General features: G+C 70.5%; 25 protein-coding genes. 13 read left to right on the top strand and 12 right to left on the bottom strand.

Features of this window, described 5'->3' with window-relative positions; all coding sequences use genetic code 11:
• Positions 1–43 precede the first annotated feature (43 nt).
• From NQO67_RS20440 to NQO67_RS20420, 5 genes are all read right to left on the bottom strand, one after another.
• Positions 44–619, bottom strand: coding sequence for a TerD family protein (locus NQO67_RS20440; RefSeq protein WP_255951512.1), 576 nt, complete (start codon positions 617–619; stop codon positions 44–46).
• A 255-nt stretch (positions 620–874) separates the two neighbouring features.
• On the bottom strand, positions 875–1,450 hold the full coding sequence (locus tag NQO67_RS20435; protein ID WP_255951511.1) for a TerD family protein: 576 nt from the start codon (positions 1,448–1,450) through the stop codon (positions 875–877).
• A 114-nt stretch (positions 1,451–1,564) separates the two neighbouring features.
• A complete protein-coding gene (locus NQO67_RS20430; RefSeq protein ID WP_255951510.1) occupies positions 1,565–2,023 on the bottom strand; it encodes a peroxiredoxin in 459 nt (152 codons plus the stop codon).
• A 42-nt stretch (positions 2,024–2,065) separates the two neighbouring features.
• On the bottom strand, positions 2,066–2,263 hold the full coding sequence (locus tag NQO67_RS20425; RefSeq protein WP_255951509.1) for a hypothetical protein: 198 nt from the start codon (positions 2,261–2,263) through the stop codon (positions 2,066–2,068).
• Between the two features lie 140 nt (positions 2,264–2,403).
• A complete protein-coding gene (locus tag NQO67_RS20420) occupies positions 2,404–2,841 on the bottom strand; it encodes a DUF3052 domain-containing protein (RefSeq protein WP_255951508.1) in 438 nt (145 codons plus the stop codon).
• An 868-nt stretch (positions 2,842–3,709) separates the two neighbouring features.
• On the opposite strand from NQO67_RS20420, the gene aceE reads away from it, so the two are divergent.
• Positions 3,710–6,457: a pyruvate dehydrogenase (acetyl-transferring), homodimeric type gene (aceE, locus tag NQO67_RS20415; RefSeq protein WP_255951507.1), complete on the top strand. Its 2,748-nt coding sequence runs from the start codon at positions 3,710–3,712 to the stop codon at positions 6,455–6,457.
• Between the two features lie 368 nt (positions 6,458–6,825).
• On the opposite strand, the gene NQO67_RS20410 is transcribed toward aceE, so the two are convergent.
• Both NQO67_RS20410 and NQO67_RS20405 read right to left on the bottom strand, forming a co-directional pair.
• Positions 6,826–7,197: a peptidase inhibitor family I36 protein gene (locus NQO67_RS20410; protein ID WP_308295682.1), complete on the bottom strand. Its 372-nt coding sequence runs from the start codon at positions 7,195–7,197 to the stop codon at positions 6,826–6,828.
• A gap of 365 nt (positions 7,198–7,562) precedes the next feature.
• Positions 7,563–9,191 (bottom strand): MFS transporter, encoded by a 1,629-nt coding sequence (locus NQO67_RS20405; RefSeq protein ID WP_255951506.1) that lies wholly within the window; start codon positions 9,189–9,191, stop codon positions 7,563–7,565.
• A gap of 259 nt (positions 9,192–9,450) precedes the next feature.
• Between NQO67_RS20405 and NQO67_RS20400 the strand changes: the two genes are divergently transcribed.
• From NQO67_RS20400 to NQO67_RS20390, 3 genes are all read left to right on the top strand, one after another.
• Positions 9,451–10,134, top strand: a complete 684-nt coding sequence (locus NQO67_RS20400) for a TetR family transcriptional regulator (protein WP_255951657.1) — start codon at positions 9,451–9,453, stop codon at positions 10,132–10,134.
• A 251-nt stretch (positions 10,135–10,385) separates the two neighbouring features.
• Positions 10,386–11,597 carry an alpha/beta hydrolase gene (locus NQO67_RS20395; RefSeq protein ID WP_255951505.1) on the top strand — a complete coding sequence of 404 codons (1,212 nt, stop codon included), beginning with the start codon at positions 10,386–10,388 and terminating at the stop codon, positions 11,595–11,597.
• A gap of 76 nt (positions 11,598–11,673) precedes the next feature.
• Positions 11,674–12,549: a DUF4429 domain-containing protein gene (locus NQO67_RS20390; RefSeq protein WP_255951504.1), complete on the top strand. Its 876-nt coding sequence runs from the start codon at positions 11,674–11,676 to the stop codon at positions 12,547–12,549.
• Positions 12,550–12,591: 42 nt separating this feature from the next.
• Here the strand turns inward: NQO67_RS20390 and NQO67_RS20385 are convergent, their stop codons facing one another.
• Both NQO67_RS20385 and NQO67_RS20380 read right to left on the bottom strand, forming a co-directional pair.
• Positions 12,592–13,617: an aldo/keto reductase gene (locus NQO67_RS20385; protein WP_255951503.1), complete on the bottom strand. Its 1,026-nt coding sequence runs from the start codon at positions 13,615–13,617 to the stop codon at positions 12,592–12,594.
• A gap of 6 nt (positions 13,618–13,623) precedes the next feature.
• Positions 13,624–14,106 (bottom strand): MerR family transcriptional regulator, encoded by a 483-nt coding sequence (locus tag NQO67_RS20380; protein ID WP_255951502.1) that lies wholly within the window; start codon positions 14,104–14,106, stop codon positions 13,624–13,626.
• 101 nt (positions 14,107–14,207) lie between these two features.
• Between NQO67_RS20380 and NQO67_RS20375 the strand changes: the two genes are divergently transcribed.
• Together NQO67_RS20375 and NQO67_RS20370 are read left to right on the top strand one after the other, a co-directional pair.
• Positions 14,208–14,726 (top strand): GNAT family N-acetyltransferase, encoded by a 519-nt coding sequence (locus NQO67_RS20375; protein ID WP_255951501.1) that lies wholly within the window; start codon positions 14,208–14,210, stop codon positions 14,724–14,726.
• Between the two features lie 614 nt (positions 14,727–15,340).
• Positions 15,341–16,165: a serine hydrolase domain-containing protein gene (locus NQO67_RS20370; protein ID WP_255951500.1), complete on the top strand. Its 825-nt coding sequence runs from the start codon at positions 15,341–15,343 to the stop codon at positions 16,163–16,165.
• Positions 16,166–16,259: 94 nt separating this feature from the next.
• On the opposite strand, the gene NQO67_RS20365 is transcribed toward NQO67_RS20370, so the two are convergent.
• The gene (locus tag NQO67_RS20365; protein WP_255951656.1) at positions 16,260–16,916 is read right to left on the bottom strand and encodes a pirin family protein; all 657 of its coding nucleotides are present in this window, start codon (positions 16,914–16,916) and stop codon (positions 16,260–16,262) included.
• A gap of 62 nt (positions 16,917–16,978) precedes the next feature.
• On the opposite strand from NQO67_RS20365, the gene NQO67_RS20360 reads away from it, so the two are divergent.
• The 5 genes from NQO67_RS20360 (at position 16,979) to NQO67_RS20340 (ending at position 22,096) form a co-directional block, all read left to right on the top strand.
• Positions 16,979–18,229: a PucR family transcriptional regulator gene (locus NQO67_RS20360; RefSeq protein WP_255951499.1), complete on the top strand. Its 1,251-nt coding sequence runs from the start codon at positions 16,979–16,981 to the stop codon at positions 18,227–18,229.
• Positions 18,230–18,318: 89 nt separating this feature from the next.
• Positions 18,319–19,344: an ACP S-malonyltransferase gene (locus tag NQO67_RS20355; protein WP_255951498.1), complete on the top strand. Its 1,026-nt coding sequence runs from the start codon at positions 18,319–18,321 to the stop codon at positions 19,342–19,344.
• A gap of 16 nt (positions 19,345–19,360) precedes the next feature.
• Positions 19,361–20,368 (top strand): ketoacyl-ACP synthase III, encoded by a 1,008-nt coding sequence (locus NQO67_RS20350; protein ID WP_255951497.1) that lies wholly within the window; start codon positions 19,361–19,363, stop codon positions 20,366–20,368.
• A 120-nt stretch (positions 20,369–20,488) separates the two neighbouring features.
• Positions 20,489–20,737 (top strand): acyl carrier protein, encoded by a 249-nt coding sequence (locus tag NQO67_RS20345; protein WP_255951496.1) that lies wholly within the window; start codon positions 20,489–20,491, stop codon positions 20,735–20,737.
• 87 nt (positions 20,738–20,824) lie between these two features.
• Positions 20,825–22,096, top strand: a complete 1,272-nt coding sequence (locus NQO67_RS20340; RefSeq protein ID WP_255951495.1) for a beta-ketoacyl-[acyl-carrier-protein] synthase family protein — start codon at positions 20,825–20,827, stop codon at positions 22,094–22,096.
• Between the two features lie 260 nt (positions 22,097–22,356).
• Here the strand turns inward: NQO67_RS20340 and NQO67_RS20335 are convergent, their stop codons facing one another.
• Positions 22,357–22,851, bottom strand: a complete 495-nt coding sequence (locus NQO67_RS20335) for a DUF3145 domain-containing protein (RefSeq protein WP_255951494.1) — start codon at positions 22,849–22,851, stop codon at positions 22,357–22,359.
• A 529-nt stretch (positions 22,852–23,380) separates the two neighbouring features.
• Between NQO67_RS20335 and NQO67_RS20330 the strand changes: the two genes are divergently transcribed.
• The gene (locus NQO67_RS20330; RefSeq protein WP_255951493.1) at positions 23,381–24,277 is read left to right on the top strand and encodes an SGNH/GDSL hydrolase family protein; all 897 of its coding nucleotides are present in this window, start codon (positions 23,381–23,383) and stop codon (positions 24,275–24,277) included.
• 42 nt (positions 24,278–24,319) lie between these two features.
• Positions 24,320–25,303, top strand: coding sequence for an aldose epimerase family protein (locus NQO67_RS20325; protein ID WP_255951492.1), 984 nt, complete (start codon positions 24,320–24,322; stop codon positions 25,301–25,303).
• 13 nt (positions 25,304–25,316) lie between these two features.
• On the opposite strand, the gene NQO67_RS20320 is transcribed toward NQO67_RS20325, so the two are convergent.
• Positions 25,317–26,294 carry a hypothetical protein gene (locus NQO67_RS20320; protein WP_255951491.1) on the bottom strand — a complete coding sequence of 326 codons (978 nt, stop codon included), beginning with the start codon at positions 26,292–26,294 and terminating at the stop codon, positions 25,317–25,319.
• Between the last annotated feature and the right edge of the window lie 34 nt (positions 26,295–26,328).

Genomic DNA, 26,328 nt, shown 5'->3' with positions numbered 1-26,328 from the left:
GGACGGAGTCTGGGGGATCTTCTCCCCCGCGCCGAACCCGGCTTTACGAAACATTGACCCCGAAGTCTAGAGCGATGCCCCGCAATCCGGATGCATACCCTTGGCCGACGGCTCGGAACTTCCACTCGTTTCCATAGCGGTACACCTCGCCGAAGATCATCGCGGTCTCCGATGAGGCGTCTTCGGAGAGGTCGTAGCGGGCGAGTTCCTGGCCGTCGGTCTGGTTGACGACGCGGATGAACGCGTTATTCACCTGGCCGAAGGTTTGGCCGCGTGCGTCCGCTTCGTGGATGGAGACCGGGAAGACGATCTTGTCGCAGGATTCCGGGACCTTGGAGAGGTCCAGCAGGATCGACTCGTCGTCGCCTTCGCCTTCGCCCGTGAGGTTGTCGCCGGTGTGCTCCACGGAGCCGTCGGGGCTCTTGAGGTTGTTGTAGAAGACGAACCACTCGTCGCCGAGGACGCGGCCGCTGCTGCACAGCAGGGCGCTGGCGTCCAGGTCGAAGGGGGCTCCGGTGGTGGAGCGTGCGTCCCAGCCGAGCCCGACCATCACCTGTGTGAGGTTGGGTGCGGCTTTGGAGAGGGAGACGTTGCCTCCCTTGGCGAGCGTGACGCCCATGTTCGTGGTCCTCCCCGAGTGACGGAACTGTCGTGTGAGCCAAGAGCCGGTCCGGCGCCGCACTCGTGGGTGCGGCGCCGGACCGTTGAGCTGACCTGTCCCTTGCCTGCTGCTCCGGCCGCCAAACGCAGCGCCGCCCCGCCCGGGCCGTCTCTTCGCCGGCTCGGGCATCCCCGGCCGGCCCGGTGCGCGAACCGGCCTCGGGAGCCGCGTCCCGGCCTTGGTGCAGCGGCCGGCTCTGGCGCTGCCGGTCGGTCAGACGTTGACGCCGAAGTCCTGCGCGATGCCACGCAGGCCGGAGGCGTAGCCCTGGCCGATGGCGCGGAACTTCCACTCGCCGTTGTGGCGGTAGAGCTCGCCGAAGACCATGGCGGTCTCGGTCGAGGCGTCCTCGGAGAGGTCGTACCGCGCGATCTCCTGCTCGTTGGCCTGGTTCACGACGCGGATGAACGCGTTGCGCACCTGGCCGAAGGATTGCTGGCGGTTTTCGGCGTCGTAGATCGAGACCGGGAAGACGATCTTCTCGACGTCGGTCGGGACGGCGCTGAGGTTGACCTTGATCTGCTCGTCGTCGCCTTCGCCCTCACCCGTGAGGTTGTCACCGGTGTGCTCGACCGAGCCGTCCGGGCTCTTCAGGTTGTTGAAAAACACGAAGTTCTGGTCGTTGCTGACCTTGCCCTCCGCGTTGGTGAGGATGGCGGTGGCGTCCAGGTCGAAGTCCGCGCCCGTGGTGGTACGCACGTCCCACCCCAGACCGACCGTGACCGCTGTCAGGCCGGGCGCCTCCTTGGTGAGCGATACGTTGCCGCCCTTGCTGAGGCTGACTCCCACGAGTCCTCCCATTGGTTTCTGGGGCGGGGAGCCCCGTAATGCACTGGCTGTCGGATCAACGAATGGATCCTAGTGACGGGTTCCCGGAGTGCAGCAGACCTTGCGCCGGATGCATCAGAGTGTGTCGAGGGCCGCGGCGTACTCGTTGAGGTCACGGGCGTCCGGCAGTGCGTTCACCACCGTCCAGCGCACCACGCCCTCCTTGTCGATGATGAAGGTGCCGCGCACCGCGCAGCCCTTCTCCTCGTCGAAGATCCCGTAGCTGCGCGAGATCTCACCGTGCGGCCAGAAGTCGGAGAGCAGCGGGTAGTCGAGGCCCTCCTTCTCGGCGAAGACGCGCAGGGTGAAGGGCGAGTCGTTGGAGACGGCGAGCAGCTGCACGTCGTCGTTGACGAACTTCGGCAGCTCGTCGCGCAGGGCGCACAGCTCGCCGGTGCACACACCGGTGAAAGCGAACGGGTAGAAGAGCAGCACCACGTTCTTCTTGCCGCGGAAGTCCGAGAGCCGCACGATCTCGCCGTGCTGGTTCTTCAGCTCAAAGTCCGGGGCCTTGGTGCCTGCCTCGATCGCCATGGTCAGCTTTCCTTCCTGGGGCCGTTACGTGGCGCGTCCACCCTACGCAGAGATCGCGCCGACCGACGCCCACTCCCCCTGAAGGCTTCCGCTGGCCTCGGCACGGCCCACGGCCACGACACCCAGAGCGACCATCCCGGCACGCTGCACGTCCGGGGGCAAGGCGCGCTCGGGGCAGCCGTCGCGCCCGACGGTCCAGGCGGCCCTGCGGGCCCGCTCCGGGGCAAGGGGGCGGGCCATCGCTCGACCGGCTACACGTGCCCGTACGCCGGATCCTCCCCACTGCCTCAAGGACGTCTCCCAAGGACGTGCCCTATGGGCGTGTCCTCAGGGCGTGCGTCAAGGCAGTGGAGCGGACCGGATCGTGGGCCGAGCCGGGCTCACCGCTTCTTGGCGGCCGCCTTCGGCGTCACCAGGCGGCTACCGCTCCAGTCCTTCCCCGCAGCGATGCTCTTGGTCTGGGACAACCCCGCGGTCTGCGCCGCTTCATTGATGTCGCTCGGCTCGACGTAGCCGTCACGCCCGGTCTTCGGCGTCATCAACCAGACCGGGGAGCCCTCGTCGATCAGCGTGGTCGCGTCGACCAGCGCGTCCGTCAGGTCCCCGTCGTCCTCGCGGAACCACAGCACCACGGCGTCGGCCACGTCGTCGAACTCCTCGTCGACCAGCTCGCTGCCGATGATTTTCTGAATGGCCTCGCGGAGCTCCTGGTCGACGTCGTCGTCGTAGCCGATCTCCTGGACCACCTGCTCGGGCTGGAACCCCAGCCTCACGGCAGGGCTCGTCTGCTCCTCCGCGTGGTCCGCGGTCGCGCTCACGGGTTGCCTCCTGATCATGTTCGGACGTTGTGTTCAGCCACGCGCGTGCGCGAAGCGTTGGCCGTAGTCCACACGGGCGGGACCGATCGCGCAAGTACCCGGCCGTGGAGACCGCCGAAACGGTGACGTTCCAGGTGGTGTCGGCGCAACTCCACGCACGTCACCACCGTAGTGGCTGACACGCTCACATCGATACACCCGATATGCCGGCCATCAGCCTCCACACCCGGGGTGTAGCAAGTCGAACGATTTTACGAGGAAGGAGGCGCACGCGGACGCATCGTGGCGGCAGGACCGGGGCAGAAGCCCCGAGAGGCGGGACCCGGGCCGCCAGGCTCACACGCCCGCCCCCGCGGCGCACCCGGCACGCCCCGACGCGCGGGCCGAGCGCGGCGGGCATCCGGCGGAACGCCGCGGTGCGGTCCGCGCGCCGGCGGTCGCCCTCCGGAGGCGCACAACCACGCGGACTACCCGTCGGTAGAGATGACGGACCCGCCCCCGAGGTACACGATTGAGAGCGGCGCCGAGCAGTGAGGAACGGTGGACGGAAGGCGACCACCAGCGAAGCGGCCACCCGACCGGCAGCCGGACCGGGCGGCCCCGGCTGGTTCGCACCCGGTGACCGGACGACGCCCCGCAGCGACACGCGCCGTACCGGCACCCCACGAACCATCCTCACGAACCGCTCCCCCGAACGCCCCTCCGACATCGCCGGCGCCGCCCCCGCCACCGTTCCTCCGGCCCCGGACCCCCGCCCCGTCGGCGCCGTGGGAACACCATCCGGAACAACGCCGACACCACAGGAACCGACAGCCAGAACAGTCAGCCCGATCAAAGTGAATCAACACCTCGAACAGTGAGGAACAGCGTGGCTTCCCGATCCGATCGCAATCCGATCATCATCGGCGGTCTCCCGAGCCAGGTCCCCGACTTCGACCCGGAGGAGACCCAGGAGTGGCTGGACTCCCTGGACGCTGCCGTCGACGAACGCGGCCGTGAACGGGCCCGTTACCTGATGCTGCGCCTGGTGGAGCGGGCCCGCGAGCGGCACGTGGCCGTACCCGAGATGCGCAGCTCGGACTACGTGAACACGATCGCCACCAAGGACGAGCCGTTCTTCCCCGGCAACGAGGAGATCGAGCGCAAGGTCCTCAACGCGACCCGCTGGAACGCGGCGGTCATGGTCTCCCGGGCCCAGCGCCCCGGCATCGGCGTCGGCGGCCACATCGCCACCTTCGCGTCCTCCGCGTCCCTGTACGACGTGGGGTTCAACCACTTCTTCCGCGGCAAAGACGACGGCAGGGGCGGTGACCAGGTCTTCTTCCAGGGGCATGCGTCGCCCGGCATCTATGCACGCGCCTACCTGCTGGACCGGCTCAGCGAGGCGCAGCTCGACGGGTTCCGGCAGGAGAAGTCGAAGGCCCCGAACGGCCTGCCCAGCTATCCGCACCCGCGGCTGATGCCGGACTTCTGGGAGTTCCCGACGGTCTCCATGGGGCTCGGCCCGCTCGGCGCCATCTACCAGGCGCGCACCAACCGCTACATGCACGCACGCGGCATCGCCGACACGTCCGACTCCCATGTGTGGGCCTTCCTCGGCGACGGTGAGATGGACGAGCCGGAGTCGCTCGGCCAGCTGTCCATCGCGGCCCGCGAGGGCCTGGACAACCTGACCTTCGTGGTCAACTGCAACCTCCAGCGCCTGGACGGTCCGGTGCGCGGCAACGGAAAGATCATCCAGGAGCTGGAGTCGCAGTTCCGCGGCGCCGGCTGGAACGTGATCAAGCTGGTCTGGGACCGCTCCTGGGACCCGCTGCTCGCCCAGGACCGGGACGGCATCCTGGTCAACCGGCTGAACAACACGCCCGACGGGCAGTTCCAGACGTACGCGACGGAGTCCGGCGCCTACATCCGGGAGCACTTCTTCGGCGACGACCACCGGCTGCGGGCCATGGTCGAGAACATGACCGACGACCAGATCCTGCACCTGGGCCGTGGCGGGCACGACCACCGCAAGATCTTCGCGGCCTTCTCGGCGGCCCTGGCGCACAAGGGCCAGCCGACGGTGATCCTGGCGCAGACGGTGAAGGGGTGGACGCTCGGTCCGAACTTCGAGGGCCGCAACGCCACCCACCAGATGAAGAAGCTCACCGTCGACGACCTGAAGCGGTTCCGCGACCGGCTGCACCTGCCGATCAGCGACCAGCGGCTGGAGGAGGGCCCGCCGCCCTACTACCACCCGGGCCGCGACTCGGAGGAGATCCAGTACATGCACGACCGCCGGCTGGCGCTGGGCGGCTATGTGCCGACCCGGGTGGTGCGGGCGAAGCCGCTGGAGCTGCCTGGTGACAAGGCCTACGCGAGCGTGAAGAAGGGCTCGGGCAACCAGTCGGTGGCCACCACCATGGCCTTCGTCCGGCTGCTGAAGGACCTCATGCGGGACAAGGAGATCGGCAAGCGGTTCATGCTGATCGCCCCCGACGAGTACCGCACCTTCGGCATGGACAGCTTCTTCCCGAGTGCGAAGATCTACAACCCGCAGGGCCAGCAGTACGAGTCCGTGGACCGCGAGCTGCTGCTCGCCTACAAGGAGTCGCCGACCGGCCAGCTGCTCCACGACGGCATCACGGAGGCCGGCTGCAGCGCCTCGCTGATCGCCGCCGGGTCGGCCTACGCCACCCATGGCGAGCCGCTGATCCCGGTGTACGTCTTCTACTCGATGTTCGGTTTCCAGCGCACCGGCGACCAGTTCTGGCAGATGGGCGACCAGATGGCGCGCGGCTTCGTACTGGGTGCGACAGCGGGGCGTACGACGCTGACGGGCGAGGGCTTGCAGCACGCGGACGGCCACTCGCAGCTGCTCGCCTCGACCAATCCGGCCTGTGTCGCCTACGACCCGGCGTACGGATATGAGATCGCGCACATCGTCCGGGACGGCCTGCGGCGGATGTACGGCGCGTCGCCGGAGCACCCGCACGGCGAGGACGTCTTCTACTACCTGACCGTCTACAACGAACCGATCAAGCACCCGGCGGAGCCCGAGAACGTCGATGTCGACGGCATCCTCAAGGGTGTGTACCGGCTCAGCGCAGGCACCCGGGGCAGTGTCCCGGCGCAGATCTTGGCGTCGGGGGTGGCGGTGCCGTGGGCCCTTCAGGCCCAGCGGATCCTGGCCGCGGAGTGGGACGTCCGGGCGGACGTCTGGTCGGCGACGTCCTGGAACGAGCTGCGCCGCGAGGCGGTCGAGGTGGAGCGGCACAACCTGCTGCATCCGGAGGAGGAGCAGCGGGTGCCGTACGTGACCCGGAAGCTGGCGGACGCGGAGGGCCCGTTCGTCGCCGTCTCCGACTGGATGCGGTCGGTCCCCGACCAGATCGCCCGGTGGGTGCCGGGGCGTTACCAGTCGCTGGGCGCGGACGACTTCGGCTTCGCCGACACCCGTGGGGCGGCCCGGCGCTTCTTCCACATCGACACGGAGTCGATCGTGGTCGCGGTGCTCACCGAGCTGGCCGCGGAGGGCAAGGTCGACCGCTCGGTGCTCAAACAGGCGATCGACCACTACCAGCTGCTGGACGCGTCCGCCGCCCACCCGGGCACGGAGGGCGGCGACGCCTGAGGCTGCTGGGGCCACAGCGGCAGGCCCCCGTCGAGGCGTACCGGATTCGACGGGGGCGCGGCCGGTGGCCGTGGTGGCTGTCCTGGCAGAGGCCGGCCGAGGAGGGGGCGCCCCGCCAGGGGCACCCTTCCGCCCTCAGGGATGGTTACGGGCTCCGCACGGTCCGGCCCGGCCCGCGACCTCGTCCGGCCACGTGAGCGGGGGTGCCGCGCGCGGCAATTAGCCCGTCACCATCGCTACCTCGCCCGGGCCGGGCGGCGCGGCAGGATCTGCTGGACCAGCCCGCCGATCGGGTCGGCGGGCTGGTCGCCCGCCGGTACCGATGACCGACCGTCCCGGCTCGGGTATGCCCATGCGGGTACCCCGTCTCAGTGCTCCCAGACCTTGAAGGCCCGAACTTGGTAGGGCGTCTGCGGGACCCACGTACCGTCGCCCGGGTAGGTCTCGAACTCGCCGGTCTCCGCGCACTCCCCGGACTGGTAGGCGGTGACGGGTCGGCCCATGCGGTTGGCGAGCGCCTCGGCGGTGGTGCCGTGGGGCAGGGGAACGCAGCTCTGGATGCCGGTGTCGGTCAGCTCGTAGGTGTGCCGGGCGCCCTTGAAGTCGGGCTGCTGCCACAGGCAGAGCCGGCCCGCTTCGCACCGGCCGCCCGCCGGATCGGCCGCGGCGTCGGCCGGTGCCGCCGGCACCAGCGCGAGGGCGGCGAGCGCCGTGCACACCGCGCGGAGGGCGCCCGGCACCCGACCCCGAGCGCCCTCGCGCCACCGGCCGCGCAAGCCCGCCCGGCGCCTGTCCCGCACCCCGGGCCGCCGGCTGCGCGACCCGGCCGTCTTACGCGTCGGGGGTGCCCCGTTGCAGAGCATCCCGCGCTCCCCCGGCGTCCTTCGCTGGAGCATGTTCATCTTCATCAACCCCCGTGTGCAAGCGATCACTTGACGCACTGTGACCGGCCCGGGTGACACGGTGGAAGGGAACCCGGCGGACGCCACCCGGATAGGGGAAACGTGCGGCCGGGACGGTGTCCGGCGGCCCGAAAGCCCGGCGCGTACCGGGTTCCAGCGGTGCCGGACCGGGTCCCGCACCGCTCGGCCGAAGCCCTCGGGCTCTAGATGTGTCCGGCCCCCGCGCCCTCGGGCGTGTGCGCGCCGCGCTTGGTGAACACGGCGACCGCGGCGGCGAACACGGCGACGACTCCGGCGACCGTGAAGGCCAGGCCCATGCCGGTCAGGAAGGTGTCGTGCACGACTCCGGTGATCTTGCCGAGTACCTGCGGGGTCATCCCCGGGGCACTGGCCACCTGCTTGGGGACCAGGCCGACCGCGACGGCCTGGTCCAGGCCGGCCGGCGGGGCAGCGGGCAGGCCGGCTGCCGTCCAGCTCGTGGGCAGCTCGGAGCTGACCTTGTTCGACATCACGGCGCCGAGAACGGCGGTGCCGAGGCTGCCGCCGACCTGCATCGCCGCCTGCTGGATGCCGCCCGCGACGCCCGACAGCTCCAGCGGGGCGTTGCCGACGATGACCTCGGTGGCCCCGACCATCACCGGGGCGAGGCCCAGGCCGAGCAGCGCGAACCAGAGCGACATCGTGAGCGAGCCGGTGCCGGTGTCGAGCGTCGTCATGCCGAACATGGTCACGGCCGTCAGCGCCATGCCGGTGACCAGCGGGATGCGCGGGCCCACCTTGGTGATCAGGGCGCCGGCCAGCGGCGAGGAGACGATCATCATGCCCGTCAGCGGCAGCAGACGCAGACCGCAGTCGACGGGCGACATGTTGTGCACGTTCTGAAGGTAGAAGGTGACGAAGAACAGGCCGCCCATGAAGGCGAAGCCCATCAGCACCATCAGGACGGTGCCGGCGGACAGCGGCACCGAGCGGAACATGCTCAGCGGGAGCAGCGGCTCGCCGACCCGGTTCTCCCAGAGGGCGAACAGCGCGAAGCAGACCACCGCGGCACCGAGGAACCCGAGGGTCCGCCCGCTGCCCCACCCCCAGTCACCGGCCTTGATGAGCGCCCACACCAGGGCGAACATCGCGGCCGACAGCAGGACGATGCCCGGCACGTCGAAGGAGCGCGGGGCGTTCTTCGCGCGATGGTCGAGCAGGATGACCAGGCCGAGGACGAGGGCGACCACGCCCACCGGCACGTTGATGAAGAAGACCGACTGCCAGCTGACGTGCTCCACGAGCACACCACCGAGGATCGGGCCGCCTGCGGTGGAGGCACCGATGACCATGCCCCAGATGCCGATCGCCATGTTCAGCTTCTCGGCGGGGAAGCAGGCGCGCAGCAGGCCGAGGGCGGCCGGCATCAGCAGCGCGCCGAAGAGGCCCTGGAGCACCCGGAAGGCAATCACGAGGGCGACGCTGTGGGAGAGCCCGATGGCTCCGGAGGAGGCCGCGAAACCGGCCACGCCTATGAGGTAGGTCTGTCGGTGGCCGAAGCGGTCACCGAGCTTGCCTGCGGTGACGAGCGCGACGGCGAGGGCGAGGAGGTAGCCGTTGGTGATCCACTGGACGTCGGCGAGCGAGGCGTCGAGGTCCGACTGGATCGCCGGGTTGGCTATCGCCACGATGGTGCCGTCCAGGGCCACCATCATGACGCCGATGGCGACGGCGAAGAGCGTGAGCCAGGGGTGGCCACGCATGCCCTTGACCGGGGGCACTGCGAGCCCGGCGGGCGCTCCCCCGGAGGAGGAACCAGGTCCCGTCGTCTCGACGGTGGTCTGACTAGTCATGCCCGGAGGCTAATGTCAGGCGCTGACAATTGACAAAGCCTGTCTTTACGGGCCCGCGCGGGCGCCGGCATACGAGTATCGTCGCGCCCGCCCACGCGTCAGGCTCTGCCCCGCGCGCGGGCCGGGGGGATCCGGGCTGCGGCGCACCACAGCGGAGTGCGGCGGCACACGCAAGCGGAACCAGGCAGGACGGCACACGGATTTGACGGACGCACCCGACCTCACACCCGCGCGGGCAGGCAGCGAGGCCCACCACGCCGTGTCATCCCGCGCGGCACCGCCCCGCCCGGGGCTGCGCGAGCGCAAGAAGCAGCGCACCCGTGACGCGCTGCTGCACGCCGCGCTCGAACTGTTCGTCTCGCAGGGGTACGAGCAGACCACCGTCGACGAGATCGCCGGCGCGGTCGACGTCTCGCAGCGCACCTTCTTCCGCTACTTCGCGGGCAAGGAGGAGACCGTGTTCGCCGTGCCGGACATGGTGGAGTCGCAGTTCGTGGCCGCGTTGCGGGAGCGACCCGCGGGCGAACCGCCGCTGGAGGCGCTGCGCCGCGCCGTGCTCGACTCGTGGGACACCATCGGCGAGGCCATCGAGGCCACCGTGCCGATCGACCTGTACATGCGCACCTACCAGCTGATCGAGTCGACGCCCGCGCTGCTCGCCGTCCATCTGCGTCGCTCATGCGACCTGGAGGAGGTCGTCGCCCAGGTGATCGCGGAGCGGGAGGGCCTGGACGTGGACGCCGATCCGCGCCCACGGGTCGTGGTGGCCGCCTTCAGCGGCGTGATGCGGATGGTGGGGCGGCTGTGGGGGGCGGGCGACGACATCAGCGTCGCGTCGATCCGCGCCCTGACGGAGTCGTACCTCGACCGCCTCGGCCCGGCCCTGATCGGCGACCCGGACGCGACATGCAGCACACCCTCAGGCGAACCCTTTACGCCCTAATAGGACAAATAGCCATTAGAACGACGCAGCATCATCAAGCGCCCCCATCTATATGATGAAGGATCATTTCTGAGCACCCCTCACCCTCCACCCTCCCCACCCGACCCCGCACCCGCCGCCCCCAAAGAGGTACACAGAGAGTCACCAAACGACAGCAGTTGTGTCGCTTTTGGCCTAATTAGCGTACTGAAAACGTGATGTACCTCACCCGTTGCACGGCTTTCGGCTCGTGTCTCCTAGGGTGTCCCGCAGTGACTTCCTTCGACACCTCTCCCCAACTCAACGCGTGGCGCGCACTGCTTGCGCTGGCCGTCGTGTTCATCATGCTGGCCACCACCGGGTGGACCGCGGTCCACCACCGCCAGGGAGCGGCGTCGCCGGTCGACGCGGCGCGAGAGGCCTGGAGTCACGGCCACATCGCCGGCCACCGGCTGCCCGACCCGACCGGATCGCCGGCCGCGCTGTCACGTTTCTTCGCCTCGCTCACACCCCATCAGAGCGCCGTGCTCACCGCCCGCTACCCGCTCGCGGTCGGCAACATGAACGGCGCGCCGGTGAAGCTGCGCTACCGGGCCAACCACCACGCCCTCGACGCCGCGCGCAAGGTGGAGCAGCGACGCATGCACGACGCCCGGCTGACCCCCGACGGCCAGCACGACGCGGGGCGGCTAATGCACCGCTACGAGCAGCTGCTGGCCCCGGGCCGCCATGTGCTCGCCTTCGACCCGATGGGCCCCGGGCGCATCGCCGAGGTGATGGGCGATCTCACCAGGGCCCAGCGGGTCTCCGTCGTGGTGCCCGGCGTGGACACCGATCTGCTGACGTTCCAGCGCACCGACCGCCAGTACACCGCACCCGTCGGCATGGCCACCGCGCTGTACCGCGCCGAGCGGAAAGCGGACCCCCATACCCGTACCGCCGTGATCGCCTGGGCCGACTACACCGCGCCGAGCGGCATCGGCGTGGACGCCGCCACGGCCAAGCGCGCCGAGGACGGCGCCGTCCGGCTCAACGCGCTGCTCGCCGGGCTGCCCGGGCACTCGTCCGTCGCGCTGTACTGCCACAGCTACGGGTCCGTGCTCTGCGGGGTCGCGGCCCACCACATGCCCGGGCGGGTCAGCGACATCGCAGTCGCCGCCAGCCCCGGCATGCGCGCCTCGCGCGCCTCGCAGCTGGGCACCCGCGCCCGTATCTGGGCGATGCGGGACAGCAGCGACTGGATCCAGGACGTGCCCAATCTGGAGTTCGGCGGGCTCGGACACGGCGCCGACCCGGTCTCCGCCGGCTTCGGCGCACGGGTGCTCTCGGCGCAGGGCGCCAAGGGGCACGCCGGCTACTTCGAACCGGGCACCGAGAGCCTCGCCAATTTCGCGAGTATCGGTGTTGGCGCATATCGCGCGGTCAGCTGTGCCTCACAGGTGATGACCTGCCACAGCGGTCTGCCTGGTACGACAGCAGCCTGACGCGCGTAGAAGCAACGAAACACAGGCTCGTCTAGGGAGGGGACGAAAGAAGCGTGTGCCGCATACGATGAGCAGCATGGGTGATGTACTGGCCGGATTTCACGCCGCCTGGGAGTTCGAGTCGGACTCTGTGCACATCCGCTTCGAACGGGGGATACGCACGCCGAAGCTGTTCCAGGCGCTCGGCGAGCGCCGCATCCCCCATGAGGCGATCGCGGCGGTGAGCGTGACCCCGGGCAAGCGTGGGACGGTGGCGCTCCTCCTCGAGCCGAGACCGGGCGCCGACCCCTTGATGGAGGTCGCCGCCGGCCAGCTCAAGGAGAGTCACGACCCCTACCGTCTGGTGCTGCCGGCAGAACGCGAGACGCTCGCCGCGTACTACGCCGACGAGCTGCGCCCGCTGGTCTTCGGCACGGCGGGCGACGCCCCCGACCGCTATCTGGTGGCGGCCCCCGAGGCACCGATGCAGTTCAAGGCCTACGACGGCAAGGCCGCCTTCGACGGGAAGACGGTCTCGTTCCGCTGGTTCTGGACCGGCGCGTCGTCCGCGAAGTGGAAGGCGGGCGACCAGAGTTTCCTCATCTCGGACCTGGCCGGGGTCGAGTGGCGCTCCCCCGAACTCTTCGAGGGCTATCTGCGGCTGCTGCACCGCGACCCCTCCGGCGCCCCGCGCAGCCGTCCCGAGGGTGCCGACCAGGATCCGTCCTCCGTCGTCTTCGGCCTGGGCTACGGGCTGGTGCACGAGTCGCTGCCGTTCGCGGCGTCGGTGCTGGGGGCGCTCAAGGCGTCCCCCGGGCCGGACGACGCGCGGGTGACGGTCGGCGCCGCGGCCCACCGCGACCCGGCCGACATCGCCGACCGCATCCGTCACCTGGGCGAACTGCACAAGGCCGGACTGGTCACCGACGAGGAGTTCACCGCGAAGAAGACCCAGCTGCTGTCCGAGCTGTGACGTGCGCTCCGGCGCCCCCGCCCGGGAGCGCCGGAGCCGCCCTCACTCCCGGCCCGCCGAGGTGAACGCCATGTCGGCGTAACGGTCGCCCGCGACCTTCGAGGCGATCGGCTCCAGCGCCGCCAGCTCGTCGTCGGTGAGCCGGATACGGGTGGCCGCCGCGTTCTCCTCGACGCGGGTGCGCTTGCGGGTGCCGGGGATCGGCACGACCGCGAGCCCGCGGACCTCGGCCTGCTGCTGCACCCAGGCGAGCGCGACCTGTGCGGGGGTCGCGCCGCGCGCCTGCGCGATGCTGCGCACCGGCTCCAGGAGCGCCGCGTTGGCCGCGGCGTTGTCGCCGGTGAAACGTGGCTGGGTGCGGCGGAAGTCGTCCTGGGCGAGCTCCTTGTCGGCGCTGACGAAGGAGCCGGTGAGGAAGCCTCGGCCGAGCGGCGAGTACGGCACCAGGGCCACGCCGAGATCCGCGGCGGCCGGCACCACACCGCCCTCGATGTCCCGGCTGAACAGCGACCACTCCGACTGGACGGCGGCGATCGGATGGACGCCGTGGGCGGTGCGCAGCTCCTCCCCGGTGACCTCGCTCAGGCCCAGGTGCCGCACCTTGCCCGCCTTGACCAGCTCGGCCATGGCGCCCACCGACTCCTCCAGGGGCACGCTCACATCGCGGCGGTGCATGTAGTAGAGGTCGATGGTGTCGATGCCGAGGCGTTGCAGGCTCCGCTCCACGGCGCCGCGTATGTAGTCCGGGTCGTTGCGGATGGTGCGCTTGTACGGGTCGTTCGGATCCATGGTCAGCGCGAACTTGGTGGCCACCACGATCTCGTCCCGGTGGGCGCCCACGAACGGGGCGATGAACTGCTCGTTCTCACCGGCGCTGGCGCCGTAGACGTCGGCGGTGTCGTAGAAAGTGATGCCCAGCTCCAGGGCGCGTTCCAGGGTGGCCCGCGCCTCGTCGGAGTCGGTGGGTCCGTAGGCCCAGCTCATGCCCATGCAGCCGAGGCCCTGGACGCTCACCTCGGGGCCGTCGGTGCCCAGCCGGGTACGGTCGATCGTGTCGATCGAAGTCATCGATGCTCAAGCCCTCTCGGACGCCGGTTCGGCGTCGGTATACGTGCTGATCTTGTAATCGAGGACGGTCAGCGTGTCCTGGAGTTCCGCGATCCGGGACAGCACGTCCACGCGGGTCGCTTCCAGCAGGTGTCTGCGCTCGGCGAAGGTGTGCTCGCCCTCCCGCACCAGTTCCGCGTAGCGCACCATGTCCGCCACCGGCATGCCGGTCAGCCGGAGCTTGCCCACCAGGTGGAGCCAGTCCAGATCGCGGTTGGAGTAGCGGCGCTGCCCGGTGTGCGAGCGGTCGACGTGCGGCATCAGGCCGATCCGCTCGTACCAGCGCAGGGTGTACGCGGTCAGTCCGGTGAGGGCGACGACCTCGCTGATGGTGTAGTGGTCCCGCCCGTCGGGCCGCGGGTGGACCGGCGCCGCGGCGCAATTGGCGACACCGCCGTCGGCCGGGGCGTCGGGCGGGTGAGGTGCGTAGGTGGTGTCCGTCACCGTCATGGTCCCCACGCTAGGACCTTGGAGTGCACTCGAAGCAAGCGGCTTCTGACGGGCACGGAAAAGAACACGACGGCTTCCGGACTGCTGGGTACCGTGCGGGCATGAGCACCACGAACGCCGTGCGCCGTGCCACCCCCGAGGACGCCGAGGAGCTCGTTCGGCTCCGCACGATCATGCTCGACTCGCTGCACCGCAGCGACGACCGCGGCTGGCAACCGCACGCGGTGGAGATCCTGCGCAAGCGGCTCGCGGAACCGGACGGCGACTTGGCGGTCTTCGTCGTGGACCGCCCCGGCGACGGTGGCGCGGGCGCGGGCTCGCCGCAGCCCGGTGGGGCACCGGCGCCGGCGCTGGCCGCGTGCGCCGCCGGCTCCGTGGAGCATCGGCTGCCGGGGCCCGGCAACCCGCTGGGGCACGTCGGGCACATCTTCAGCGTGGCCACCGACCCGGACCTGCGCCGCCGCGGTTACTCACGGGCCTGCATGACGGCGTTGCTCGCCTGGTACCGCGAGCGTGGGGTGCGCAAGATCGATCTGCATGCGTCGGAGGAGGGGGAGCCGTTGTACGCGTCGATGGGGTTCAGGCGGAACGCGGCGCCCGCGATGCGCCTGACTTACTGAGGCGCTCCGCGCGCCTCCAGCGCCCCTGCGGGGGGCCGATTGGCGTGCGTCCGTTTTGCGGGGTCCCGGGGTCTCCTTGCGGGGTGCGACCACCACCTGCCGGTGGTCCGGATACGACAGAGACAGCCCCCACGGACGGTGGCGAACTGACGGCTTCGTCTGGGCTTGTCGCGCCCACGCGGCGGAGCCGCACAATGTCACAGTCCCGCGCCCCTTTTTTGCGGGCGTCGTGCGTGCCCCTGGTCGCAGGGTCCCCCTCAAGGGGCGCGGGGAACTGCGCGAGCGACCCACCACCAGCAGGTGGTCCGAACACGACAGAAACACCCCGCTACGGAACGGTGGGCGAACCGACGGCCTCGTCGGGGCTGGTCGCGCCCACGCGGCGGAGCCGCACAATGTCACAGTCCCGCGCCCCTTTGCTTACGGGCGTCGTGCCCGCCCCGATCACACGGATGCCCCTCAAGGGGCGCGGGGAACTGCGCGAGCGACCCACCACCAGCAGGTGGTCCGGACACGACAGAAACACCCCCCTACGGACGGTGGCGAACCGACGGCCGCGTCGGGGCGGCTGGCCCGGAACGGGTCGCCGTGTGGGGGGTCGTTACCCTCGGGGCATGCAGAGCTTGGCGTTGATCGAGACATGGCCGGTTTCGGCCGCCGCCGCGGCCGTCGTCCGGGGGGACGGGACGGTTGTCGGAACGTACGGTCCGGTTGACCGTACGTTTCCGCTGGCCTCGGTCACGAAGCCGCTCGCCGCGTACGCCGTGCTCGTGGCGTACGAGGAGGGGGCGATCGACCTCGACGAGGCGGCCGGGCCCGCGGGCTCGACGGTGCGGCATCTGCTGGCGCACACCAGCGGGCTCGCGTTCGACGAGCACCGTGTGACGGCCGAGCCCGGCGTCCGGCGGCTCTACTCCAACGCGGGCTTCGAGGTGCTGGGCGACCACGTCGCCAAGGCCACGGACATCCCGTTCGCCGAGTATCTGCGCCAGGCGGTGTGGGAGCCGCTCGGGATGACGGCGACGGCGCTGGAGGGCGGCGGCTCGCCCGCCAAGGACGGGGTGTCGAGCGTCACCGACCTGGCACGGTTCGCGGCCGAGCTCCAGGCACCCCGGCTGCTCGACCCGCGCACGGTGGCGGAGGCGATGACGGTGCAGTACCCGGGGACGAAGGGGGTGCTGCCGGGGTACGGCCACCAGAACCCGAACGACTGGGGACTCGGCTTCGAGATCAGGGACGGCAAGGCCCCGCACTGGACGGGGGCGAGCTCCTCATCGCGGACGTTCGGGCACTTCGGGCAGTCCGGCACCTTCCTCTGGGTGGACCCGGACGCGGAGCTGGCCTGCACGGTGCTGACGGACCGGGCGTTCGGGCCCTGGGCGGTGGAGGTCTGGCCGGGCTTCACGGATGCGGTGCTCCAGGAGTTCCGGCGTCCGTGACGTCCATGACGTCCATGACGCTGTCACGCGGGGCTAAGGCTGTTGACCGGAAGTACCGGAAGTAGCGGCCGCCCGGGGGCGAGGCGCGTGGCGGTCACGTCATTTCCCACACCAGCAGTTCCGCCCCCTCGCCCCGCGGTGCCTGTGCCACCAGATCCTCCGCCGCGGTGATGCGGGCCGCGTCACCGGGGGTGAGCACGGTGCCCGCGACGCGTATCCGGCCGCTCACCACATGGGCGTAGACGTGCGGGGCGTCGGGGAGGGCGGTGCGCTCGCTGGGGTGGAGCCGGCGTACGTGGAGCAGGGCGCCGGCCGCGGGGAGCGCGTAGGGCGTGGCGTCCGCGATGCCGCGCACCACGTGGTAGGCGGGGTCACCGCCGGGGTCCAGCGGGGCGAGCCACATCTGGAGGAAGACCAGCGGGTCCGGGCCCTCGTTGCACTCCACGTGCCGTATGCCGCCGCCCGCGCTGAGGTGCTGTACGTCACCGGGGCCGACGACACAGGTGTTGCCCGCCGAGTCGCGGTGGGTCAGCTCGCCCTCGATGACCCAGGTCACGATCTCCGTGTGGCTGTGCGGGTGCTCGTCGAAGCCCGCGCCGGGCGCCAGACGCTCCTCGTTGCAGGCGATGACCGCGCCGAAGCGGAGGTTGTCCGGGTCGTAGTGGGACCCGAAGGAGAACGCGTGCAGGGACTCGATTCCGGCGGCGCTGTCTCCCCCACGCCGCCGCGCGGCGGACCGCCTCACATCCATCACGGCATCCACGGTAGACCCGGCACCGGACAGGGCCGTACCGATAAGGCAGTCTTGTCCCTGTGCCAGAACCCGAAGCCAGCAAGAGTGACACCGCAGCACACCGTGCGTCGACGCCGGACCCGCAGGCAGCGCACGAGGGTGCGCAGCCGGGCCACGCACACGCCCGGACGCTGAAGCGGCTGGAGAAGTCGTCCGGCAATCTCGCCGCGCAGGCCATCGCGCGCATGGACGAGACGCTCCCCTGGTACCGGGCGATGCCCCCGGAGAACCGCTCCTGGATCGGGCTGGTCGCACAGGCGGGCATCGCCGCGTTCACGGAGTGGTTCCGGCACCCCGACGCCCCGCAGGCGATCTCCACGGACGTCTTCGGCACCGCACCGCGCGAGCTGACCCGGGCGATCACGCTACGGCAGACCGTGGAGATGGTGCGCACCACGATCGAGGTGATGGAGTCCGCGATAGAGGAGGTCGCGGCACCCGGCGACGAGTCCGCCCTGCGTGAGGCGCTGCTCGTCTACGCCCGGGAGATCGCCTTCGCGACCGCCCAGGTGTACGCGCAGGCGGCGGAGGCGCGCGGCGCCTGGGACGCCCGCCTCGAATCGCTGGTCGTCAACGCCGTGCTGTCCGGCGAGGCCGACGAGGGCACCGTCTCACGGGCCGCCGCGCTCGGCTGGAACTCCCCCGACCATGTGTGCGTGGTGTTGGGCACCGCGCCGGACGGTGACAGCGAGCTCACCGTGGAGGCCATCCGGCGGGCCGGCCGGCACGCCAAGCTCCAGGTCCTGACGGGGGTGCTGGGTGACCGGCTGGTGGTCATCGCGGGCGGCAGCGACGACCCGCTGAAGGTGGCCAAGGGCCTGATCGGGCCGTTCGCGGCGGGCCCGGTGGTGGCCGGTCCGGTACTGCCCGACCTGCTCGCCGCGACCCGGTCGGCGAAGGCCGCGGCCGCCGGACTCAAGGCATGTTCGGCGTGGCAGGACGCGCCGCGGCCGGTCCTGGCGGATGATCTGCTTCCAGAGCGCGCGATCGCGGGCGACCCCTCCGCCAGGGAACAGTTGGTGGAGGAGATCTACAGACCGCTGGAGGAAGCGGGCTCGGCACTGCTGGAGACGCTGAGTGTCTATCTGGAACAAGCGAGCAGCCTGGAAGGCGCCGCCCGGATGCTCTTCGTGCATCCGAATACCGTCCGCTACCGGCTTCGACGTGTGACTGACGTCACCGGCTGGTCGCCCTCCGACGTCCGCTCCGCATTCACCCTGCGGATCGCACTGATCTTGGGACGCTTGGTCGAAGCAGATGGACAGCTCTAGGGTTTTGTGGGGGAACTACAATTCCCCCTACGGTTCTTCGTCCCTGTCCCCACGGGCGGGTCAGGCCGCCAACAGGAGAGAGTGGGACAGTGCTCGTACTCGTCGCTCCCGGTCAAGGCGCCCAGGCGCCTGGTTTTCTGACTCCCTGGCTCGATCTTCCCGGCGCCGCCGACCGGCTCGCCGCATGGTCGGATGCGATCGAACTCGACCTCGTCCACTACGGGACGAAGGCCGACGCCGACGCCATCCGGGACACCGCCGTGGCACAGCCGCTGCTGGTGGCCGCGGGCCTGCTGTCGGTGTCCGCGCTGGCGCAGGCGCCGCTCGGCTCATGGCCGGCCGCCGCTGAACCGGCCGCCGACGGCTCGTCCGGCCTGCCCGCGCCCGGCATCCTGGCCGGCCACAGCGTCGGCGAGATCACGGCGGCCGCGCTCGCCGGGGTGCTGGACGAGACCGCGGCGCTCGCCTTCGTACGGGAACGCGGCCTGGCCATGGCGGAGGCTGCCGCGGTCACCGAGACCGGCATGGCGGCCCTGCTCGGGGGCGACCCCGAGGTCGCCGTACCGCACCTGGAGCGCCTCGGCCTGACCCCGGCGAACGTGAACGGCGCGGGCCAGATCGTGGCCGCCGGCACCGCCGAGCAGCTCGCCGCGCTCGCCGCCGACAAGCCCGAGGGCGTGCGCAAGGTGGTGCCGCTGAAGGTCGCCGGCGCCTTCCACACGCACCACATGGCGCCCGCGGTCGACCGCCTCAGGCGCGCCGCCGAGACGCTCACCCCGGCCGACCCGGCGCTCACCTACGTCTCCAACCGGGACGGCCACGTGGTCACCTCCGGTGGCGAGGTCATCGAGCGCCTGGTGGGCCAGGTCGCCAATCCGGTGCGCTGGGACCTGTGCATGGAGACCTTCGCCGAACGAGGCGCCACCGCGGTCGTGGAGGTGTGCCCGGGCGGCACCCTGATCGGCCTCGCCAAGCGTGCCCTGAAGGGCGTGCGGACGCTGGCGCTGAAGACACCGGACGACCTCGACGCGGCCCGCGAGCTGCTGCGGGAGTCCGCCCCTGCCACCGACGCAGCCCGGCCCGCCCACACCACGGTCGCCCACACCACGGCCTGACAAGGAGCCCGAGAGCATGTCGAAGATCAAGCCGAGCAAAGGCGCCCCGCATGCGCGCATCCTGGGCGTGGGAGGCTACCGACCGGTCCGTGTGGTCCCCAACGAGGTGATCCTGGAGACGATCGACTCGTCCGACGAGTGGATCCGCTCCCGCTCCGGCATCGTGACCCGGCACTGGGCGAACGACGAGGAGACCGTCGCTGCGATGGCCCTGGAGGCCTCCGGCAAGGCGATCGCCGACGCCGGAATAGCCCCGGAGCAGATCGGCGCCGTCATCGTCTCGACCGTCTCCAACTTCCGGCAGACGCCGGCGGTGGCGACGCTGATCGCGGACCAGCTCGGTACGGACAAGGCCGCCGCCTTCGACATCTCGGCGGGCTGTGCCGGCTTCGGCTACGGCCTCACCCTCGCCAAGGGGCTCGTGGTGGATGGCACGGCCGAGTACGCGCTGGTCATCGGCGTGGAACGGCTGTCGGACCTGACCGACCTCACCGACCGCAAGACCGCCTTCCTGTTCGGTGACGGGGCGGGCGCCGCGGTCGTCGGACCCTCGAAGGAGCCGGCGATCGGGCCCACGGTCTGGGGGTCCGAAGGCGACAAGTCGGAGACCATCAAGCAGACGGTGTGGTGGTCGGACTACCGCGACGACGCGCACCGGCCCGAGAGATTTCCCGCGATCACGCAGGAGGGCCAGGCGGTGTTCCGCTGGGCCGTGTTCGAGATGGCGAAGGTCGCCCAGCAGGCGCTGGACGCGGCCGGGATCAGCCCGAGCGACCTGGATGTCTTCATTCCGCACCAGGCCAACATGCGGATCATCGACTCGATGGTGAAGACGTTGAAGCTGCCGGAGTCGGTCACGGTCGCCCGTGACGTGGAGACCACCGGCAACACCTCGGCCGCCTCGATCCCGCTCGCAATGGAGCGGCTCCTGGCGACCGGCGAGGCGAAGAGCGGAGACACCGCGCTCGTCATCGGCTTCGGGGCGGGCCTCGCATACGCGGCCACGGTCGTTACCCTCCCCTGAGCAACAAAAGGATCTTTCGCGGCGACATCGTCTGCGAAGCGGTCCGAACCTCCCGCGTGGAGCGAGCTTTCCTGCGGGAGTCGCACCCCCTTTTGGATACACATCGAAGGAGCGCCGAACATGGCCGCCACTCAGGAAGAGATCGTCTCCGGTCTTGCCGAGATCGTGAACGAGATCGCGGGCATCCCGGTCGAGGACGTCGAACTGGACAAGTCCTTCACCGATGACCTGGATGTCGACTCGCTGTCCATGGTCGAGGTCGTCGTCGCCGCGGAGGAGCGTTTCGACGTCAAGATCCCGGACGACGACGTCAAGAACCTCAAGACCGTCGGCGACGCCACCGAGTACATCCTCAAGCACCAGTCCTGAATCGGGCTTGACGCCTGTGCCTGCCGCCACCCGGCGGTGGCGCCGCCATATCCCTCGCATCCCTCGAATCGCGAAGAGAGAATTCCTGTGAACTCGACCAAGCGCACCGTGGTCGTCACCGGTATCGGCGCAACCACACCGCTGGGTGGCGACGCGGCTTCCACCTGGGAAGGCCTCATCGCCGGCCGGTCCGGCGTCAGCCACCTCCAGCAGGAGTGGGCCACCGACATGCCGGTCCGCATCGCTGCTCAGATCGCCGTGGAGCCCGGGGAGATCATTCCCCGCACGCAGGCACGCCGGCTGGACCGCTCGGCGCAGTTCGCGCTGGTCGCGGCCCAGCAGGCCTGGTCGGACGCCGGTTTCACCGGCAAGGCGGGCGAGGACGGAACGGTCGACCCGGATCGGGTCGGCACGGTCATCGCCTCCGGCATCGGCGGGGTGACGACCCTGCTCGGCCAGTACGACATCCTGCGCGAGAAGGGCGTGCGCCGGGTCTCCCCGCACACCGTCCCGATGCTGATGCCGAACGGCCCGTCCGCCAACGTCGGCCTGTCCGTGAACGCCAGGGCCGGTGTGCACACCCCGGTCTCGGCGTGTGCGTCCGGTGCGGAGGCGATCGGCTACGGCATCGAGATGATCCGCACCGGACGTGCCGAGGTGGTCGTCGCCGGCGGCACCGAGGCGGCCATCCACCCGCTGCCGATCGCCGCGTTCGGCAACATGATGGCGATGTCCAAGAACAACGACGACCCGCAGGGTGCGTCACGCCCCTTCGACGTGAACCGCAACGGGTTCGTGCTCGGCGAGGGCGCGGGCGTGGTGATCCTGGAGTCCGAGGAGCACGCCAAGGCGCGCGGGGCGCGGGTCTACGCGGAGGCGCTCGGCCAGGGCATCTCCGCCGACAGCCATGACATCGTGCAGCCCGACCCGAGCGGCAACGGAATCGCGCACGCGCTACAGAACCTGGTCCAGAACACCGGCCTCGACCTCGCCGAGATCGTGCACGTCAATGCGCATGCCACGTCGACGCCGGCCGGCGACATCGCCGAGCTCAAGGCGCTGCGGAAGGTGTTCGGCGACCACGCCGACCACATGGCGGTCGCCTCGACGAAGTCGATGACCGGCCACCTGCTCGGCGGTGCGGGCGGCATCGAGTCGGTGGCGGCGATCCTCGCGCTGCGGAACCGGGTGGCTCCGCCGACCATCAACGTCACCGAGCTCGACCCGGAGGCGACGGTGGCGGACGTGGTCTGCAACGAGCCGCGGGAGCTGCCGCGACAGGGCTCGGTCGTCGCCCTGAACGACTCTTTCGGCTTCGGCGGCCACAACGTGGTCCTGGCGTTCCGCCACACCGCCTGACGCTGCGCGTCGACGGTGCGCACGGTGAGGGGCACGGCCCCTTGGCAGAGCGCCCCTGCGCCCACGTCACGCACGGCGTCCCTAAAGGGGCGCGGGGAACTGCGCGCGCAACCCACCACCGGCCGGTGGTCCGGACACGACGGAAACAGCCCCTTCGGGACGGTGACGACCCGACGGTCTCGTCGAGGCTGGTCGCGCAGTTCCCCGCGCCCCTTTAGGGACGCCGTGCGTGACCCCGCCGGGGAGCGCACCGGGGGCCCTCAGACCACTTGGTGCAACCAACGAACCGGCGCACCTTCACCCGCATAGCGGAAAGGTTCCAGTTCGTCGTCCCACGGCTTGCCGAGGAGCTTGGCGATCTCCGCCTGGAGGTCGGCCTCCTCGCGCTGCGCCCGGGCCAGCGCAGCGCGCAGGCGGTCCTCGGGGATCAGGATGTCGCCGTGGATGCCGGTGACGGCGTGGAAGATACCGAGGTCGGGCGTGGCGCTGTAGCGCTCGCCTTCGGCGGTGGCGCACGGCTCCGCGGTCACCTCGAAGCGCAGCAGATGCCAACCCCGCAGCGCCGACGCCAGCTTGGAGGCGGTGCCCACCTCGCCCTGCCAGGAGAATTCGCTGCGCCAGGTGCCGGGGGCCGCCGGCTGGCGGATCCAGTCGAGGTTGACGCGGGTACCGAGCACGCCCGCGACCGCCCATTCGACGTGCGGGCACAGCGCGCGTGGTGCCGAGTGCACGTACAGAACTCCACGAGTCGTCACCGGGACCTCCAGGGTGGGACGCGGGGTGCCTGTGCCGACGGCCTCGCGCCTGTGCCGAGCAATATTCCTCAAAAGGGACAGATGTGACGTGATGTAATTTAGCGGAACTGCACCAGCGGACTGCCACGGGTCGGCCGGCGGCCTGTCGCCGCCGTCCCATGGTGACCCGGCTGCCACGGGGCCGAGGCTACCGTGCGGCGGGGCAAGGAGTGTGACGTACTGTCCGTCCCGTGGGGCCAAAACGCCACCGTTTCACTCGCAGGGACGCCTTGCCTGTACGGAGCGGACGGTAGGGCACACGACATGACCTTCAAGGCACCCGAAAGAGGTCCGAAAGGCGCCCGGATGACACCCGGAAGAGACGCGGAAGAGACCCGTACCAGAACCAGACAGGACCATGACATCTCCCGTGCATGCTCGCGGACATGATGAACGGGGCGCGGCCGGCCACCGCAGCCGTCCGGCCGCCGGATCGACGATGGGCGTCCGCCGGCGCCCATGGACCGTGAGACCACAGGGGGACCCGGGGATGCGCACCTGCCGCCGCCAGACCGCCACCGTCACCGCCGTGGCGGCGGCGGTGCTCGGCGCCGTCACACTCACCGCCTGCGACGCCGCGGTGCACGGGGCCCCCGAGCCGCGCAACGCCTCGGCGTCGGGGAAGCCGGCGCCGAAGCCGACGGTGCGGTGGGACACCACCCCGCGCTCGGTGGCCGCCGTGGGCGACTCCATAACGCGGGGCTTCGACGCGTGCTCGGCCCTGGCCGACTGTCCCAAGGTGTCCTGGTCGACCGGTTCGGACAGCGACGTGCACAGCCTCGCCGTGCGGCTCCTGGGCCGGCGGGCCGCCGACCACAGCTGGAACGACGCCGTCACGGGCGCCCGTATCGAGGATCTGCCCGGTCAGCTCCGCAAGGCGGCCAAGCACCGCCCGGAGCTGGTGACGGTGATGATCGGCGCCAATGACGCCTGCCGTGACTCGACCAGCCAGATGACGTCGGTGGAGGAGTTCCGGGCGGGCTTCGAGAAGTCGCTGGACACGCTGCGCGAGACGCTGCCGAAGACGGAGGTGTACGTGGCGAGCGTGCCGAACCTGAAGCGGCTGTGGTCCCAGGGACGCACCAGCCCGCTCGGCAAGCAGATCTGGAAGCTGGGTGGCATCTGCCCGTCGATGCTGGCGGACGCCGACGCCAGGAACACCGCGGCGAACGAGCGGCGGGACAAGGTGCAGTCCCGGGTGGTGGCCTACAACAAGGTACTCAAGGAGGTCTGCGCGACGGACGCGCTGTGCCGGTTCGACGACGACGCGGTCTTCGACTACCGGTTCAGCACCGCGCAGTTGAGCCATTGGGACTGGTTCCACCCCAGCCGCGACGGCCAGTCCCGGCTGGCCGAAATCGCCTACCGCAAGGTGACCACCGACTAGGCGGTCTCCTGAGGCGCATCGTTTCCGCGTAAAGTTTCGATCATGGAGACTCAACCTTTCGGTGCGCTGCCCGACGGCACGCCCGTACACCGCTGGATCCTGCGGCGCGCCGGGGTGCAGGTGTGCGTCCTGACGTACGGCGGCATCGTGCAGTCGGTGCGTGTCCCGGGCCGGGAGGGTGACACCGCCGAGATCACGCTCGGCTTCGACACCCTCGACGACTATCTGGAGCACCCCTCACCGTATTTCGGCGCGCTGGTGGGCCGGTACGCCAACCGCATCGGGCAGGCCCGCTTCCCCCTGGACGACCGGGTCCACCACCTGACCCCCAACGAGGGGCGCAATCTCCTGCACGGCGGCGACGGCGGTTTCGACAAGCACGTCTGGGACGCCGAGCCGGTGCCGGACGGGGTGCGCCTGTCCCGGGTGAGCCCGCACGGCGAGGAGGGCTTCCCGGGCCGCGTGGAGATCTCGGCGACCTTCACGCTCGACGCGTCGGGGGCGCTGTCCCTCGCCTACGAAGCCGTCACCGACGCCCCGACCGTGCTGAACCCGACCAACCACTCGTACTGGAACCTGAGCGGCGCCGACTCCGGCACCGCGAGCGGCCACGAGCTGCGGATCGCCGCTTCGCGCATCACCCCGGTCGACGCCGAGCGCATTCCCACCGGCGCCTTCACCCCCGTCGCCGACACCCGTTTCGACTTCCGCGAACCACGCAAGACCGGCACCGGGTACGACCACAACTACGTGTTGGACAAGGGCCGCACCGCGGATGCGGAGGAAGTGGCGGAGCTGCACGATCCGACGTCCGGCCGGGTGCTGACGGTGGCCACCACCGAGCCGGGCCTCCAGCTGTACACCGGCGACTACCTGGGGGACGGCCCGTACGGACCGTGCGCGGGCACCGCCCTGGAGACCCAGCACTTCCCCGACTCGCCGAACCACCCGCAGTTCCCGAGCACCGTCCTGCGCCCGGGCGAGGTGTTCTCCTCGCGCACGGTGTACGGCTTCTCGGTGCGGTAGGCGCGGCCGGAGGTCAGCTCGTCTCGCCGCGCATCTGCTTGACGAACTTGCCGAGCAGGGTCACGGCGCCCAGGCACAGCACGCCGACCACGGCGCCGACCACCTGGGGTGTCCCGTCGCCCTTGATGGCGATGGTCGCTCCCAGGGCCATGATCACCGAGTACAGCGCCTGGCCGACCCGGGCGCCCGCCGGGACGACCTTGAGCAGCTGCGGGATGGTGGAGCCGGCGGCGAGCGCCATGGACAGCGGGATGCCGGCGGCGGTCACCAGCGCGGCGAAGCCGAAGGAGTTGCCGTACGCGCCCCAGTCCGCGCCCATGTACAGCAGATAGCCGGTGGCGCCGAGGGAGAGCAGGGTCAGCAGACCGTTCAGGTACGCGGCCCAGGTGGCGGCGCGGCGGGCGCTGAGCAGATGGGCCGCCGGTGACCGCCAGGCGTCCGGCATGACCTGCCGCAGCTGCTCCTTCAGGGCCCTGGCCTTCTTGTGGAAGAGGGTGCCGACGACCAGGCCGACCACGCCCACGGCGGCCGCCGCGAAGCCCTTCACGTTCTCGGTGATGCCGTAGTGGATGCCGCCCGCGGTGAGCATGACACCGAAGAAGTAGCCGATGACGTAGACCTTGACCCGTTTCTGGATCTCGATGACCAGGGTGCGCTGCTGCGCCGTCAGATTCGGGTCGAGCCGCATCTCCCCCTCGCCGACCCGGCCGATCGACTGCGGCTGCGGTTGCTGAGGCGGGTACTGCTGCGGGTACTGCTGCTGGGGCGGGTAGGGCGCACCGTGCGGCGAGTAGGGCCCGCCCTGCGGCGGGTAGGGGCCGGGCGCCCCGGGGCCCTGGTACGGCGGCGGGTAGGGCGCGCCCTGCTGGGGCGGGTACGGCTGCCCGCCCTGGTAGGGGCCCTGCGGATACGGACCCTGGTAGGGGCCCGGCTGCCCTTGTGGCCCCGGCTGTCCCTGTGGCCCCGGCTGCCCCTGCTGACCTGGATACATGGCCTTCCCCCGAACTCCCGGCCTGGTCTGCCTT

Origin of the sequence: Streptomyces odontomachi (genome assembly GCF_024435355.1) — a bacterium.
Classification (GTDB): Bacteria; Actinomycetota; Actinomycetes; order Streptomycetales; family Streptomycetaceae; genus Streptomyces; species Streptomyces odontomachi.
The sequence above is the reverse complement of the archived record's forward strand: the minus strand, read 5'-3'. Positions and strand labels throughout refer to the sequence as shown.

Bases quoted from the DNA above. Each gene is read 5' to 3' on its own strand.
- NQO67_RS20440 (WP_255951512.1), bottom strand. From the start codon at position 619: ATGGGCGTCACGCTCGCCAAGGGAGGCAACGTCTCCCTCTCCAAAGCC.
- NQO67_RS20430 (WP_255951510.1), bottom strand. From the start codon at position 2,023: ATGGCGATCGAGGCAGGCACCAAGGCCCCGGACTTTGAGCTGAAGAAC.
- NQO67_RS20425 (WP_255951509.1), bottom strand. From the start codon at position 2,263: ATGGCCCGCCCCCTTGCCCCGGAGCGGGCCCGCAGGGCCGCCTGGACC.
- NQO67_RS20405 (WP_255951506.1), bottom strand. From the start codon at position 9,191: ATGACTAGTCAGACCACCGTCGAGACGACGGGACCTGGTTCCTCCTCC.
- NQO67_RS20390 (WP_255951504.1), top strand. From the start codon at position 11,674: ATGGGTGATGTACTGGCCGGATTTCACGCCGCCTGGGAGTTCGAGTCG.
- NQO67_RS20385 (WP_255951503.1), bottom strand. From the start codon at position 13,617: ATGACTTCGATCGACACGATCGACCGTACCCGGCTGGGCACCGACGGC.
- NQO67_RS20380 (WP_255951502.1), bottom strand. From the start codon at position 14,106: ATGACGGTGACGGACACCACCTACGCACCTCACCCGCCCGACGCCCCG.
- NQO67_RS20375 (WP_255951501.1), top strand. From the start codon at position 14,208: ATGAGCACCACGAACGCCGTGCGCCGTGCCACCCCCGAGGACGCCGAG.
- NQO67_RS20370 (WP_255951500.1), top strand. From the start codon at position 15,341: ATGCAGAGCTTGGCGTTGATCGAGACATGGCCGGTTTCGGCCGCCGCC.
- NQO67_RS20365 (WP_255951656.1), bottom strand. From the start codon at position 16,916: ATGGATGTGAGGCGGTCCGCCGCGCGGCGGCGTGGGGGAGACAGCGCC.
- NQO67_RS20350 (WP_255951497.1), top strand. From the start codon at position 19,361: ATGTCGAAGATCAAGCCGAGCAAAGGCGCCCCGCATGCGCGCATCCTG.
- NQO67_RS20345 (WP_255951496.1), top strand. From the start codon at position 20,489: ATGGCCGCCACTCAGGAAGAGATCGTCTCCGGTCTTGCCGAGATCGTG.
- NQO67_RS20330 (WP_255951493.1), top strand. From the start codon at position 23,381: ATGCGCACCTGCCGCCGCCAGACCGCCACCGTCACCGCCGTGGCGGCG.
- NQO67_RS20325 (WP_255951492.1), top strand. From the start codon at position 24,320: ATGGAGACTCAACCTTTCGGTGCGCTGCCCGACGGCACGCCCGTACAC.
- NQO67_RS20320 (WP_255951491.1), bottom strand. From the start codon at position 26,294: ATGTATCCAGGTCAGCAGGGGCAGCCGGGGCCACAGGGACAGCCGGGG.